Raw genomic sequence first — 14877 nt, 5'->3', positions numbered from 1 at the left:
AACACTTCTGAGAGGAGTCTTTCCATGGAAACCATTACCGATCTCATTAAAAACCAACCCATTCCCAAAATGGTGCGCATCCGGCAGAACTTCGACCGGACCCATATCCCTGTGGAGGACATCGCCTCCACCGTCCAAAAGGAGCTGGACCGGGAGGACCTGGGCGGGAAAATCAAGCCCGGCATGAAAATCGCCATCACCTGCGGCAGCCGGGGCATGACCAACAACGCCCTCATGGCCCGGGCCATGGTGGATTTTGTCAAGTCCAAGGGAGCGGAGCCCTACATTGTGGCCGCCATGGGCAGCCACGGCGGCGCCACCGCCGAGGGACAGACCCAGATTCTCAGGGACTACGGCATCACGGAGGAGGCCATGGGCTGCCCCGTCAAGAGCTCCATGGAAACGGTGCAGGCGGGCCTCTCCGGCGTGCGGAATCAGCCGGTCTTCGTGGACAAGAACGCCAGCGAGGCCGACGGCATCCTGCTCTTTAACCGCATCAAGCCCCACACCTCCTTCCGGGGGCCTTATGAGAGCGGCTTGATGAAGATGATGGCCATCGGCCTTGGCAAGCAGAAGGGGGCGGAGTCCATTCACCACCAGAGCCCCGCCATCATGCATGAGCTGGTGGAGGAATACGGCCGGACCATCCTGGAAAACTGCCCCGTGCTGGGCGGCATCGCCGTCGTTGAAAACGCCTATGACGACACGTACCTTATCAAGGGCCTAACCCCCCAGGAGATCATCGACGAAGAGCCCAAGCTGAAGGAAATCTCCTACCGGACCATCGCCAAGCTCCTCTTTGACAAGTGCGACGTGCTGGTGGTGGACAAAATCGGGAAGAACATCTCCGGCGACGGCATGGACCCCAACATCTCCGGCCGCTTCGTCCTGCCCCAGTACTGCTCCGGCGGCATTGACGCGGAAAAGGTGGTCGTCCTGGATATCACCGACGAGACCCACGGCAACGCCCAGGGCATCGGCCTGGCGGAGGTGACCACCCGGCGGCTGGTGGACCGGATGAAGCTGGAGATGACCTATCCCACCGGCGTGACCAACACCTTTTTGCACCTGATGAAGATTCCCATGATCATGGACAACGACCGGGAGGCCCTCCAGCTGGCCCTGATGTGCTGCCCCGAGGCGGAGGACCACGACCACATGAAGCTGATCCGCATTCCCAACACCGCCCATATCGGGGAGATTGAAATTTCCGAGGGCCTGCTGCCCCTGGCGAAGGCCAATCCCAACATTGAGATTCTCACGGACCTGTACGACCTGCCCTTCGACGGACAGGGCAATCTGTTCTAAAATCCCTTATCCCTTGTCCTCGGGGGGACGCTCCTCCGGGGCGAAACCGTGTGTGTGTTTAAAAAGGAGAAACATCTATGGTTACACCCGCAATGCTGATTTTGCACTTGGCCATCGCCATTGCCATCATTTTGGTGTGCATCATCGTCTTGAAGCTCAACGCCTCCATCGGAATGGTGCTGGCCTGCCTGTACATGGGCGGTATGGGCGGCCTGGGCCTGATGGACACCGTGTCCACCATCTCCTCCGGCTTCGGCAATATGATGACCGGCATCGGCCTGCCCATCGGCTTCGGCGTGATTCTCGGCCAACTGCTGAACGACAGCGGAGCCGCCGGAGTCATCGCCGACAAGATTGTCTCCGCCTTTCCGGAGAAGCGGGCCATGTGGGCCATCTCCCTGGCGGGCTTCGTTCTGTCTATCCCTGTGTTTTTCGATGTGACTTTTGTCATCCTGATTCCTATTGGAATCACCATCGCCGCGAAAATCAGCAAGAAAATGTGCTATGTCACCGGCTGTTTGACCATCGGAGCCACCACCGCCCACTGCGTCGTGCCCCCCACGCCCAACCCTCTGGCGGCGGCGGATATCTTTGGCTTTGACCTGGGCGTCATGATGGGCGTGGGCCTGGTGGTGGGTCTGATCACCGTGCTGCTCAGCGACTTCGTGTTCATCAAGATTCACGACCGGGGCATCTGGAACGAGGAAAAGGACGTGAACCACAGCTCCAACGTGGTGACGGAGCTGCTGGAGTCCGCCAAGAGAGACGCCGCTGCGGACCGCCCCCGCCCCTCCTTCGCCATGAGCCTGCTTCCCATCGTCATCCCCATTGTCTGCATCTTGGCAGGCACCGTGGGAACGGCCCTCTTTGAGGAGTCCCCCGTGATCTGCCGATTCCTGGGGGAGAAGGTCATCGCCATGCTGCTGGGCACCCTGGGCGCCTATCTGGTGAGCATCCGATTCATCGGCCGGGAGAACTTCGAGAAGTCCGCCGGCGAGGCCCTGAAAAGCGCCGGCGTGGTGCTGCTGATCACCGGAGCGGGTGGAAGCTTCTCCTCCGTCATCGCCGCCACGGGCATCGGGGACTCCATTGTCTCCCTGCTCAGCACGGGGGCCAGCTCCGTGGTTCCGGCCATGTTCCTCTGCTATCTGATCGGTATGATCTTCCGGGTGGCCCAAGGCTCCGGCACAGTGGCGGGCATGACCTCCATGACCATCATGGCCACCGTGGCCCCCGCCATCGGCTGTCATCCCGTGTGGCTGGCCTTGGCCTGCCTCTCCGGCGGCAACTCCATCGGCCATGTGAACGACTCCGGCTTCTGGGTGGCCACCAATATGTCTGGCCTCACCATCACCGGCGGACTAAAGACCTACACCCTGGGCTCCTTCATTTCCTCCGTGTTCATTTTCCTGCTGGCGCTGATTGGTGCGCTGGTGATTCCGCTGTAAGCGAAACGTTTCGCGGCTTTGGCCGCGGGTTAAGGAGTGAAACCATATGCTAAACGCAATGCGCATTGACCCCGCCGACAACGTGGTGGTGGCCATCGAACCCATCGCCAAGGGCGAAGTGGTGGAATTTGACGCCGGCGGCGAAGTCCGGCAGCTCACCGCCCTGGAGGACATCACCATTTACCACAAGCTGGCCTGCCGGGACATCCCCCAGGGGGAGCCGGTGGTGAAATACGGCCAGCACATCGGCTCCGCCGTCACGGCCATCCGGGCCGGGCAGCATGTCCACGTCCACAACGTGGAAAGCCACTCCACCAATGTTTGAGGAGGGAATCGAATGACATTCTATGGCTATGAACGGCCCGACGGCCGGGTGGGCGTGCGCAACTACGTGCTGATTCTGCCCGCCAGCGTCTGCGCCTCCGACACCACCCGGATCGTTGCCCAGCAGGTCAACGGCGCGGTGACCTTCAACAACCAGCAGGGCTGCTCCCAGGTGGAGTCCGACCAGCAGCTGACCATGGACGTGATGGCGGGCTACGCCGCCAACCCCAACGTCTACGGCACCGTGGTGGTGTCCCTGGGCTGCGAGAACTGCCAGATGGACCTGGTGGTCAAGGCCATTCAGGAGCGGACCAACAAGCCCCTCAAGCAGGTCATTATCCAAGAGGTGGGCGGCACCTTGAAGGCGGTGGACATCGCCGTGCGCTACGCCAAGGAGATGGCGGCGGAGGCGTCGCTGCTGCAAAAGAAGGAGTTCCCCATGTCGGAGCTGATCGTGGGCACGGAGTGCGGCGGCAGCGACCCCACCAGCGGCCTCGCGGCCAACCCCGTCATTGGGGAGCTCAGCGACCGGCTGGTGAAGAACGGGGGCACCTCCATCCTCAGCGAAACCACGGAGTTCATCGGCGCGGAGCACATTCTGGCGAAGCGGGCCGCCACGCCGGAGGTCCACGACCGCATTCTGGAGATTGTCCGGCGCTATGAGAAGGCCCTGCGGCTGGTGGGGGAGGAAGTCCGGGAGGGCAACCCCTCTCCCGGCAACAAGGCCGGCGGCATTACCACCCTGGAGGAAAAATCCCTGGGCTGCATCCACAAGGGGGGCCACAGCCCCGTTATGGCGGTCTATGACTACGCCAAGCAGGTGGAAGCCAAGAGCGGCCTGGTCATTATGGACACCCCGGGCAACGACCCCTCCTCTGTTGCCGCCATGGCGGCGGGAGGAGCCCAGGTGGTGGTCTTTTCCAGCGGCCGGGGATCTCCCACGGGCAACCCCATTGTCCCCGTGGTGAAAATCACCGGGAACAAGCTGACCTTCGCCAAGATGGAGGACAACATCGACCTGGACGCCTCCCCCCTGATTTATGGGGAGAAGACCCTGGAGGAGCTGGGCGGCGAGCTCTATGAGCTGGTGCGGCAGGTGGCCTGCGGCCGCCAGACGAAGGCGGAGGCCCTGGGCTTCACGGAAATGGCCATTGCCCGGGTCTGCAATTACGTATAAGTAAGGAGCGCTTCCAATATGAATAAAAAATACGTCGTCATGGACGGCAACACAGCCGCCGCCCATGTGGCCTACGCCTTCACGGAGGTAGCGGCCATCTATCCCATCACGCCGTCGTCTCCCATGGCGGAGAAGGTGGACGAGTGGTCCGCCAAGGGGCGGAAGAACCTGTTCGGGTCCACGGTGGACGTGATCCAGATGCAGTCCGAGGCGGGAGCTGCTGGCACCTGCCACGGCGCGGCCCAGGCGGGCGCGCTGACCACCACGTTCACCTCCTCCCAGGGCCTGATGCTGATGATCCCCGCCATGTACGCCATGGGGGGCCAGTTCCTGCCCAACGTCATGCACATCGCCTCCCGGGTGGTGACTTCTAACCACCACTCCATCTTCGGCGACCACACGGACTTCATGACCTGCCGCACCACCGGCTACGCCATGCTCATGTCCGCCTCTCCCCAGGAGGCCATGGACCTGGGGGCGGTGGCGCATCTGTCCGCCATCCATTCCCGCTACGCCTTCATGCACTGCTTTGACGGCTTCCGCACCTCCCACGAGATGCAGCGCATCGAGGCCCTGGACTACGAGGACCTGCGGGGCCTGGTGGACTGGGAGGCCCTCCAGGCGTTCCGCCGCCAGTGCCTGAACCCGGAGCATCCCACCAACCGGGGCAACAACGTGAACCCGGACATCTACTTCCAGTGCAAGGAGGGTGTGAACGAAACCACCGCCGCACTGCCGGACACCGTCCAGCATTACATGGACGAGATCAACCAGCTGACGGGCCGGAACTACCAGCTTTTCAACTACTACGGCGCGGAGGACGCGGAGGAAGTCATCGTGGTCATGTGCTCCGCCTCCGAGGCGGTGAAGGAGACGGTGGACTACCTCAACCAGCAGGGCCGGAAGGTGGGCCTGCTGCAAGTCCACCTGTACCGCCCCTTCTCCGTGAAGCACTTCGCCGCCGCTTTGCCCGCCACGGTGAAGAAAATCGCGGTGCTGGACCGCTCCAAGGAGCCCGGCAGCGTGGGCGAGCCGCTGTATCTGGACGTGGTGACCGCCCTGGCCCAGGCGGGCCGGGGGAACATCCAAGTGGTGGGGGGCCGCTACGGCCTTTCCTCCAAGGACACCACCCCGGGCCAGTTCATCGCCGTCTATGACAACTTGAAACAGGCCGCGCCGAAAAATGATTTTACCATCGGCATCATCGACGACGTGACCCACACCTCCCTGGATTACACAGAGGTGGAGCTGCCCCATCCGGGACAGGTTTCCTGCAAGCTCTGGGGCCTGGGGGGCGACGGCACCGTGGGAGCCAACAAAAACGCCATTTCCACCATCGGCCTCATCGCGGGCAAGTACGCCCAGGCCTATTTCTCCTACGACACCATGAAGTCCGGCGGCCTGACCCAGAGCCACCTGCGCTTTGGCGACGAGCCCATCCGGTCTACCTACCTGGTGAGCTCCGCGGACTTCGTGGCGGTCCACGCCCCCACGTACATCCAAAAATACGACACCACCGGGGACTTGAAGGAAGGTGGCATCTACCTCCTGAACTGCCCCTGGAGCGCGGAAGAGCTGGAAGAGCGTCTGCCCGGGAAGATGAAGCGGGACCTGGCGAAGAAGCACGCCCAATTCTACATCATCGACGCCGCCAAGCTGGCCGTCCAGGTGGGCCTGGGGGCCAACCGGACCAACAGCATCCTGCAATCGGCCTTTTTCGCCCTGACCAAGGTCATCCCCCTGGATATGGCCGTGGAGGACATGAAGAAAAACAACTACAATTCCTATTTCAAAAAGGCCGGGCAGAAAATCGTGGACATGAACAACGCCGCCGTAGACGTGGGCGTCAGCGCGGCGGTGAAGGTGGAAATCCCCGAGAGCTGGGCCTCCGCCCCCGATGCGCCCGCCCCGGAAATTCAGGCCAGCGATTTCGTTAAGGAGATCGTGCTGCCCATGGACCGCCAGCAGGGCGACAAGCTGCCGGTGTCCGTCTTCAAGAAGCACGGCGTGCTCTCCGGCACCTGGGAGAACGGCACCTCCGCGTACTCCAAGCGGGGCGTTGCGATTACGGTGCCCAAGTGGAACGCCGAGAGCTGCATCCAGTGCAACCGCTGCGCCATGAGCTGCCCCCACGCCGCCATCCGCCCGGTGCTGCTGACCGAGGCTGAAAAAGCCGAGGTTCCCGCCGCCTTTGCCACGGCGCCCGCCAAGGGCCTGGGGAAGGACGCCCCGGCGTATTCCTTCCGCATGCAGGTCAGCCCCTATGACTGCCTGGGCTGCGGCGTGTGCCTGACGGCCTGCCCCGCCAACCAGAGCGAGAAGTCCGCCGACGCCCTGGTCATGACTCCCTTCGAGGAGATGAAGCCGGAACAGACGCTCTTCGACCAGGTGGCTATGAACGAGAAATACCTCAAGCCGGAAGTTATCAGCAGCAAGAGCGTGAAAAACATCCAGTTCGCCAAGCCCTACTTCCAGTTCTCCTCCGCCTGCGCGGGCTGCGCGGAGACGACGTATATCAAGCTCCTCAGCCAGATGGTGGGCGAGCGGATGTACGCGGGCAACGCGGCGGGCTGCTCCTCCGCCATCAGCGGCGGCGCGCCCATCCTGCCCTACTGCCGGGACGACCAGGGGCGGGGCCCCGCCTGGGAGCACTCGCTGTTTGAGGACAACGCCGAGTTTGCCTACGGCTTCTTCCACGCCCAGGACGCCATCCGCAAGGAGCTGCTGATCCGCCTGGAGGCCCTGAAGGAAGCCGGCGCGGCCCCGGAGGCTGTGGACGCCTATCTGAACGGCTGGGAGGATTCCCAAAAATCCCGGGCCCTCACCGACGCGCTGATTGCCGCCCTGGAGGCCGTTGAGCAGACGCCGGAGGTCCGGTACATCCTGGAGAACAAGGAGTTCCTGGCGAAGAAGTCCGTGTGGGCCATCGGCGGCGACGGCTGGGCCTATGACATCGGCTTCGGCGGCATCGACCATGTCTGTGCCCAGAACCGGAACGTGAATCTGCTGGTGCTGGACACCGAGGTCTATTCCAACACCGGCGGCCAGTCCTCCAAGGCGACCCCCACCTCGGCGGTGGCGAAGTTCGCCGCGGGCGGCAAGCAGATTGCCAAGAAGGACCTGGGGGCCATCCTGATGAACTACGGCTATGTATACGTGGCCCAGGTGGCCATGGGCGCGGACCAGGCCCAGACCCTCAAGGCCCTGCGGGAGGCGGAGGAGTACGACGGCCCCTCCATCGTCATCTGCTACTGCCCCTGCCTGGAGCAGCATATCAAGAGGGGCATGGGCTGCTCTCAGGACGAGATGAAGAAGGCCGTGGAGTGCGGCTATTGGCAGCTCTACCGCTACGATCCCCGGCGGAAGGCGGAGGGCAAGAACCCCTTCCAGCTGGATTCCGCGGAGCCGGACACTTCGATGCTGCTGCCCTTCCTCATGGGCGAGAACCGCTTCGCCTCCTTGAAGAACAACTTCCCCGGCAAGGCCGACGCCCTCTATGAGAAGGCTGTGGAGGACGTCAAGGCCCGCTGCGCTCGGTACAAGAGGATGGCGGAAGGGGACTGAACCCCTGCCGTCTAAGGATCAGAAAAAGCCCGGCCCGGAGGATATCCTCCGGGCCGGGCTTTTTCAGGCAGGGGAAAGGCTTACAGCCGGGCGACGCCGGATTTCCGGGCGGCATCGGCCACAGCCTTGGCGACAGAGGGGCCCACCCGCTTGTCAAAGGCCTTGGGGATGATATAGTCGGCGGTCAGCTCCTCGTCGGAGATCAGCCCGGCCAGCGCCTGGGCGGCGGCCACTTTCATCTCCTCGTTGATGTCGCTGGCCCGGACGTCGAAGGTGCCCCGGAACACGCCCGGGAAGGCCAGGACGTTGTTGATCTGGTTGGGGAAGTCGCTGCGGCCCGTGGATACCACCGCCGCGCCGCCGGCCTTGGCCTCGTCGGGGAAAATCTCCGGTGTGGGGTTGGCGCAGGCGAAGACGATGGCGTCTTTATTCATGGTTTTCACCATCTCCGTGGTGACGGTCCCCGGGGCGGAGACGCCGATGAACACGTCCGCGCCCACCAGGGCATCAGCCAGGGTTCCCGGCTTCTTCTCCAGGTTTGTCACCTGGGCCATCTCCTCCTTAATCCAGTTCAGGCCCTCCCGGCCCTGGTAAATCGCGCCCTTCCGGTCGCACATGGTGACGTTTTTAAAGCCCGCGGACAGCAGCAGCTTTACGATGGAGATGGCGGCGGCCCCCGCGCCGGAGGTGACCACCTTCACGTCTTCCCTTTTCTTGCCTACCACCTTCAGCGCGTTGGTCAGGCCCGCCAGGGTGATGATGGCCGTTCCGTGCTGGTCGTCGTGGAAGATGGGGATGTCGCACTTTTCCTTCAGCTTCCGCTCGATTTCAAAGCACCGGGGGGCGGCGATATCCTCCAGGTTGATGCCGCCGAAGGAGCCGGACATCAGCCACACGGCGTTGACGAACTCGTCCACGTCGTGGGTCTTCACGCACAGGGGGAAGGCGTCCACATCGCCAAAAGCCTTGAAGAGCACGCATTTGCCCTCCATGACGGGCATGCCCGCCTCGGGGCCGATGTCTCCCAGGCCCAGGACGGCGGAGCCGTCGGTGATGACGGCGCAGAGGTTGTGCCGCCGGGTGAGCTCATAGCTCTTACTCACGTCCTTTTGAATTTCCAGGCAGGGCTGGGCCACGCCGGGGGTGTAGGCCAGGCTCAGATCGTCCTTGGTCTCCACGGGGACGGTAGTCACGACCTCAATCTTACCCTTCCACTCGCCGTGGAGCCGGAGGGATTCCTTCGCGTAATCCATAATGCTGTTCCTCCTTCTTATTTCTGGTCCTCAAAATCGAAGTGGTAGGGCAGACCCAGCTTATCCCGGACCTCGATAATTTCCTTTTGGATGGTCTCGCCCACGGGTACGCCCTTGTCCTTCCGCTCCTGCCAGGCCAGCCATTCCTTCTCGCCGGCGGTGTAGATGCGCTCCGCGCCGGGGGCCTTCTGAGAGTTCCGGAGGCCCCGGCAGATGCCGCCGGCAGTCTTCTTGAAGGTATCCAGGCCCATGAAGAACTCGGTATTAATGACGAAGAAGAAGTGGCCCAGGCGGTACATCTGGCTGCTGCCGTCGGGGGCCTTGCCGCTGAGGTCCTTCAAGTAGGGGCCCCCGGCCAGCGCCGCGGAGAGAATCTCCACGATGGTGGTAAAGCCGTAGCCCTTGTAACCGCCGGTGGCCTCCCCCAGGCCGCCGACAGAGAGCAGGGCGCAGTTCCCGGCCCGCATCTCCGTGAGAATTTTTGCGGAATCGCTCATGGTGCCGCCGTCCTTGGTGACCACCAGCCCCTCGGGAGTGGGCTTGCCGCTGCGGGCATAGAACTCGATTTTTCCGTTCTGGATGGTAGAGGTGGCGCAGTCAAAGTTAAAGGGGAACTCCTCGTCGGTGGGCATGGTGAAGGTCAGGGGATTGGTGCCCATCATGGGCTCTACGCCCCAGGTGGGAGCTACGGAGGGCCGGGCGTTGGTGCCGGTAATACCGATCATGCCGGCTTTTTCCGCCATGGTAGTCCAGTAGCCCGCGATGCCGTAGTGGGTGGAGTTGTAGACCGCGCCGCCGGCCATGCCGTATTTGGCGGCTTTTTCAATCAGCATTTCCATCATGTGGTAGCTGGCCACCATGCCCATTCCGTTGTTGGCGTCCATGACCACCGTGGTGGGGGTGTCTTTCACAATGTCCATTTTAGTCTCCGGCAGCAGGGTCCCGTTGACAATCCGGTCAATGTAGATGGGCTTGAACCGGTTGCATCCGTGGCTTTCGATGCCCCGCCGGTCGGATTCCAGCAGGACGTCGGCGCAGATTTTCGCGTCGTCCTCCGGTACGCCGTAGCCCTTGAAGGCGTCGATGAGGAAGCTGTTCATCAGGTCCCAGGGTACGTAAGGTCTCGTTTCCATGTGTTCCATACTCCTTTTGCCAATTTTGAGGGGCATTTTGCATACGCAAAAAGAGCGCAATAACCACACCGTACTAGGCAGTTATCACACTCATCTCACATACTCTGATTCTTGCAAGCTGTCGTCAGTATATATAGTATAACAGGCCTTTGCGAGGATTGCAAGGATTTCCTGCGCGGAAAAAACGCCGCCCGCTCCATAGAGCGGGCGGCGGCGTGAAGAGGCTCTTAAGCCTCCTGATAAAGCTCCAGAATCGCCCCGTCCTTCCAGACGAAGGCCAGCCGGTCCCCCTTGTCGTTGGCGGCCATGGGGCCGCAGATCACGCGGTCGGCGTCGGCCACGTATTTCTCCAGATCGTCCACCTTATAGGCCACATGGGGATGGCGGTGGATGTCCTCGGGGAAGGGGGTGCCCTCCTCAAATTTCAGGTACTCGATTTTATAGTCGTAGTCGTCCACATTGCTGACCCAAAATTTTGCCCCCTCGTTATAGGTCATGTTGGGCTTGCGGTTGGTGACGGGAATTCCGATGTGCATATATTCGGCAGACATGGCGTTTCCTCCTGATTATTGATGTTTGACCGCTTGGTAGACCTCATAGGCCTGTTTGGGGGTATATCCCTCGTGAACCACCTTGCCGATGGCCTGGGCCATGCCCGCCGGGGAGTCGGACTGGAAGATGTTCCGGCCCATATCCACCCCGTGGGCCCCCTGCTGAATGGCCTTGTACGCCATTTCCAGGGCCTCCAATTCCGGCAGCTTCTTGCCCCCGGCGATGACGATGGGCACGGGGCAGGCGGCGGCTACCCGCTCAAAGCCCTCGCAGTAGTAGCTCTTGACGATGTTGGCCCCGTTCTCCGCCAGCACCCTCGTGGCCAGGAGGAAGAACTTCTCCGTCCGCTCCATCTCCTTGCCCACGGCCACCACGCCCAGGGTGGGCACACCGTACCGGGCCCCGGCGTCGGCGGTCCGGCAGAGAAGCTCCAGGGACCGGCTCTCGCCGGGAGCGCCGATGAAGGTCTGCACCGCCACGCAGTCCGCGTTCATCCGCAGGGCATTTTCCATGTCGCTGGCGAAGCCGCCGCCGTCCGACATGTCGTCATAGAGCACCGTGGAGTCATAGGTCACCCGGAGGCAGCGCCCCACCTGGGCGGCGGGGGAGATGCAGGAGCGGAAGACGCCCCGGGTGCCCATCAGTACGTTTACATAGGGAATCAGCGGCGGGATGACCAGGTCAATCCGCTCCAGCCCGGCGGTGGGCCCCATGATATAGCCGTGGTCGAAGGCCAGCATGACGGTGTTCCCGGAGCTGGGGTCGAACATCCGGGCCAGCCGGGCCTTCATGCCCCAATCGCAGTGGGCCGCGCCCTTTACATAGAAGCCCTCCTGGGCGGCGGGGACGTCCAGGTGATAATCGTGGGCGGCCTTGTTTCCGATGTTGTCCGCCATGCCTTACTCCTTGCTGTAGGCGGGCGTGTGGCAGGGGGCGCTCCAGAGGCGGATAAACTCGTCGTCCCACTTGGCGATGTTCATCTGGAAGCCCGCAGCCTCCTGCACGGTGAGGATTTCGCCCACCATGCTGGCCACGACCTCCACACCCATGGCCTTCAGGAACTCCACGGTATCCTTAAACAGCACCAGCAGCTCCATCATGGTGGTGGCTCCGCAGCCGTTGATCATGATGAAGGCCCGGTCGCCGGATTTCAGATCCAGGTTCTTACACAGGGCCTGGGCCACGGTGGACACGGTTTCCTTGGAGCTCATCATGGGCACCCGGACGCCGCCGCCCTCGCCGTGCTGGCCCGCGCCGATTTCCATCAGGTCCGTCTCCCCCAGGTCGCCGAAGGACATGCCGTTTTGGGGATGGGTGGCGTCGGTGGATTTCACGGTGACGGAGGCCATGCTGTCCGCGTAGCGCTGGGCGATGTCCGCCACTTCGTCTAAGGTTTTGCCCTCCCGGGCGGCGGCGGCGGCAATGTGGTACAGGGCCACGGCTCCGGCCAGGCCCCGCTTGTTGTCCTCGCCGTTGGGGTCATACTGGATCTCCTCCCCGGTGACCACCTGACGGACGTTCAGTCCCGCCTTCTTTGCCAGCTTCATGGCCTGCTTGCCCGCCAGCTGGTCCCCGGCGTAGTTCAGCGTCAGCAGCAGCACGCCGTGGCCCTTGTCCGCCAGCTTCATGGCATCAAACACCAGCTGGCCGTTGGGGGCGGCGAAGATGTCGCCCACAGCCTGGATGTCCAGCATGCCCTTTCCCACAAAGCCGGCCTGGGCGGGCTCGTGGCCGGAGCCGCCGTAGGTGACGATGGTGACCCGGTCCGCGTTCGCCAGGTCCTTGCTGATGACCAGATGGCCGTCCACGTCCAGAATATCGGGGTAGGCCAGGCCCAGGCCCACAAGCTCCTCGTCGGTAATGGTCTCCGGGGCGTTGATAAATTTCTTCATTTTCATGTATGTACCTCCTAAAAGTTGATTTTTGTACTTAAGGCTGGGCCAGGCCCTGGAAGAAATAGGCCATGGACATGGCTCCCGCGTCCGGGGTGCCGAGGGTCTTCTCGCCGTAGCTCTTGGCCCGGCCGAATTTGGACGCGAAGCCCCGGGTAGCCTCGGCCCCCTCCATAGCGGCCTTGGCGGCGGCGGCAAACAGCTCGTTTTCGTCGTCCCCCCCATAGGCGGCGACGGCCCGGCTGGCGGGAATCAGAGCGTCCATCATGGTTTTGTCGCCCACCTTGGCCCCAGACATGTCGCTTAGCTCCTCCAGGGCCTGGGCGAAGACGGCCTGAAGTCCCGCCACATCAATCTCGTCCCCCTCCGGGGCGGCCTCCTGCATCCCGTCCAGCCAGGTGTTCCAAAGCGGCACGGCGCTGCCGCCGTTGAGGGTCATCACCGCCGTGGCCGCACCGTCCAGCATGGCCTGAATGCCGTTCTCCGGCCGCTCTGCCGCGGCGGAGATCGCCCCGGCGATTTTGGCCATCGTCAATCCGTGGTCTGCGTCGCCGAAGCGGGAGTCAATTTCCGTCAGTTCCGGTTCCGCCGCCGCCACAGACGTGCAGGCGTGTTTCAGCCGCGCGGCAAACGCATCCTTTGTCATGGGTAAGCGCCTCCTCTGCAAAATTAGTTACATTTGTTAAAAATGATAGCACATGATGTAACATAAGTCAACGCATGGCGCGGATTTCCCCGTAATGGACAGAGAGACGGCAGGAAAACTATGGAAACTGCACAAAAACGGCTTCCCGGGCAAAGCCCGGGAAGCCGTAATGCGCATACGGTTGTCATTGTTCCAGCAGTCCCCGCACCAAGTCCTGGCGGGCCACAATGTGGGTGAAGAAGCCGGATTTGAGGGCCCCGCCCAGGGCCTTGGCGCTGGTGTTGGCGGAGCAGACGCCGATGATGTTGGGACAGCGTTTTAAAACGTCAATGGGGATTTGAATGGCAAAATCCTGCTCCGACTGGATGACGGTTCCCGTCTCGTTGAAGTAGTAAATCAGCATCCGCCCACAGGCCCGCTGCCGCTGGAGAAGGCCGCCATAGCGGACCAGAGAGGCGAAGTCGGGGCTGGAAGGGTAATCGCCGATGTTGACCAGGGCGGTATCCAGGGCTTCCCATTGCTGAAGAATCCGGCGGTAAACCTCGGTGGAGCACAGGATCTGCTTTTCCTCCAGGCCCTCCGGCAGGGCGGGGAGGTAGAGAAAGTGGGGAACGGCTCCCAGCTGCTGTGCCATCAGCCGGACGTTTTCGTTGGACTGGTAGTTACGGGCCGGAATGCTGGCGTTGCCCACCAGGGGGCAGATATCGGTGACGGCGCTGCTGGGCTGGGGGTTTTCCTCCAGCCAGGTTACCAGCTGGCCAATTAAGTACCCCCAGCCCACCCCCAGGCGGCGGGCGCCCAATTGGTGCAGCAGCTCCACGGCGCCCTGGGAGAGCAGGCGGTTTGTGGCGTCGTTGTCCGCACTGTCTTCCACCAAGACGCCTCCCCGGACGGAACTGGCTGCCCGCAGACGGTCCAGCATCCGGGCCGCCCGGGTTCCCGGCTCATGGACCTTGATCTCCACAATGCCCAGTTCCCGGGCCTCGGACAGCATCCGGCTGACCAGAGGGCGGGACACGCCCAGCTCCCGGGCGATGTCGCTTTGCTTCCGGTCCTCCAGATAATAGCGCCGGGCCACGTAAGCCAGCTTTTTCCGTTTTTCAAAACCAGCGCTCACATAATCCCCTCTTCCGAATACAGAAGTTACATATGTTACTATTTTGTTTATACCACAAAGCCAGCGGAGATACAAGCGGGGAAGCATAGAAAATAGAAACATGCCTGCCTCCGAAAAATCGCGCGTTTCCAAAATTTACTTTCATAATGGAAGCCAAAGTTACCAGCCCGCAAGGAAAGCCCGTCATTCGCGCCGCCAGCGAGAAGCTGCAAATTGAGTGGAAAATCTGACGGCGGGCATACCGTCAGGCCATTATCTTTTTATGCCCTTGTCCATTGTAGTTCGCTGTTCTTGCCGCAAAATACTGTAAATGCTCTTTCTGATTTTCTCGGCTTGATCTAAGGAAACGCTGATTTAATCCCCCGAAATGATAAAAGATGTGATAAAATAAGGGAAAGGGGGCGCGGAGTATGAAACAGGAAAGTTTTAGCGATATGGAATATAGATGCCGGAAAAAGAAAAC

The 14877-nt window shown here is 61.9% G+C and carries 12 protein-coding genes; 5 read left to right on the top strand and 7 right to left on the bottom strand.

The window, feature by feature from the left end; genetic code table 11:
* Positions 1-24 precede the first annotated feature (24 nt).
* From Q1M04_RS08955 to nifJ, 5 genes are all read left to right on the top strand, one after another.
* Complete coding sequence (locus tag Q1M04_RS08955) at positions 25-1308, top strand: DUF362 domain-containing protein (protein WP_297998875.1); 1284 nt, start codon at positions 25-27, stop codon at positions 1306-1308.
* Positions 1309-1385: 77 nt separating this feature from the next.
* On the top strand, positions 1386-2756 hold the full coding sequence (locus Q1M04_RS08950; RefSeq protein ID WP_293278730.1) for a GntP family permease: 1371 nt from the start codon (positions 1386-1388) through the stop codon (positions 2754-2756).
* A 46-nt stretch (positions 2757-2802) separates the two neighbouring features.
* The gene (locus Q1M04_RS08945) at positions 2803-3081 is read left to right on the top strand and encodes a UxaA family hydrolase (protein ID WP_293278733.1); all 279 of its coding nucleotides are present in this window, start codon (positions 2803-2805) and stop codon (positions 3079-3081) included.
* A gap of 12 nt (positions 3082-3093) precedes the next feature.
* Positions 3094-4257, top strand: coding sequence for a UxaA family hydrolase (locus Q1M04_RS08940; RefSeq protein ID WP_297998873.1), 1164 nt, complete (start codon positions 3094-3096; stop codon positions 4255-4257).
* Between the two features lie 18 nt (positions 4258-4275).
* Positions 4276-7821 carry a pyruvate:ferredoxin (flavodoxin) oxidoreductase gene (gene nifJ / locus Q1M04_RS08935; RefSeq protein WP_297998871.1) on the top strand — a complete coding sequence of 1182 codons (3546 nt, stop codon included), beginning with the start codon at positions 4276-4278 and terminating at the stop codon, positions 7819-7821.
* Between the two features lie 80 nt (positions 7822-7901).
* Here the strand turns inward: nifJ and Q1M04_RS08930 are convergent, their stop codons facing one another.
* The 7 genes from Q1M04_RS08930 to Q1M04_RS08900 all read right to left on the bottom strand — a co-directional run bounded on the left by Q1M04_RS08930 (position 7902) and on the right by Q1M04_RS08900 (position 14414).
* Positions 7902-9074, bottom strand: a complete 1173-nt coding sequence (locus Q1M04_RS08930; RefSeq protein ID WP_297998870.1) for an NADP-dependent malic enzyme — start codon at positions 9072-9074, stop codon at positions 7902-7904.
* Between the two features lie 17 nt (positions 9075-9091).
* Entirely contained in the window at positions 9092-10207 is a 1116-nt protein-coding gene (locus tag Q1M04_RS08925; RefSeq protein WP_366131989.1) for an Ldh family oxidoreductase, read from the bottom strand.
* A gap of 227 nt (positions 10208-10434) precedes the next feature.
* Positions 10435-10758 carry a hypothetical protein gene (locus tag Q1M04_RS08920; protein WP_204791180.1) on the bottom strand — a complete coding sequence of 108 codons (324 nt, stop codon included), beginning with the start codon at positions 10756-10758 and terminating at the stop codon, positions 10435-10437.
* A gap of 15 nt (positions 10759-10773) precedes the next feature.
* Positions 10774-11655: a 3-hydroxy-5-phosphonooxypentane-2,4-dione thiolase gene (gene lsrF / locus Q1M04_RS08915; RefSeq protein ID WP_297998866.1), complete on the bottom strand. Its 882-nt coding sequence runs from the start codon at positions 11653-11655 to the stop codon at positions 10774-10776.
* Between the two features lie 3 nt (positions 11656-11658).
* Positions 11659-12657, bottom strand: coding sequence for a dihydroxyacetone kinase subunit DhaK (locus Q1M04_RS08910; protein ID WP_297998864.1), 999 nt, complete (start codon positions 12655-12657; stop codon positions 11659-11661).
* A gap of 31 nt (positions 12658-12688) precedes the next feature.
* The gene (locus Q1M04_RS08905; RefSeq protein WP_297998861.1) at positions 12689-13297 is read right to left on the bottom strand and encodes a DAK2 domain-containing protein; all 609 of its coding nucleotides are present in this window, start codon (positions 13295-13297) and stop codon (positions 12689-12691) included.
* A gap of 184 nt (positions 13298-13481) precedes the next feature.
* Positions 13482-14414 carry a sugar-binding transcriptional regulator gene (locus Q1M04_RS08900; RefSeq protein ID WP_297998860.1) on the bottom strand — a complete coding sequence of 311 codons (933 nt, stop codon included), beginning with the start codon at positions 14412-14414 and terminating at the stop codon, positions 13482-13484.
* Positions 14415-14877 lie beyond the last annotated feature (463 nt).

Origin of the sequence: uncultured Oscillibacter sp. (assembly GCF_950073225.1) — a bacterium.
Classification (GTDB): Bacteria; Bacillota; Clostridia; order Oscillospirales; family Oscillospiraceae; genus Oscillibacter.
Note: the sequence above shows the minus strand (reverse complement) of the source record. Positions and strands in the feature narration are given on the sequence as shown.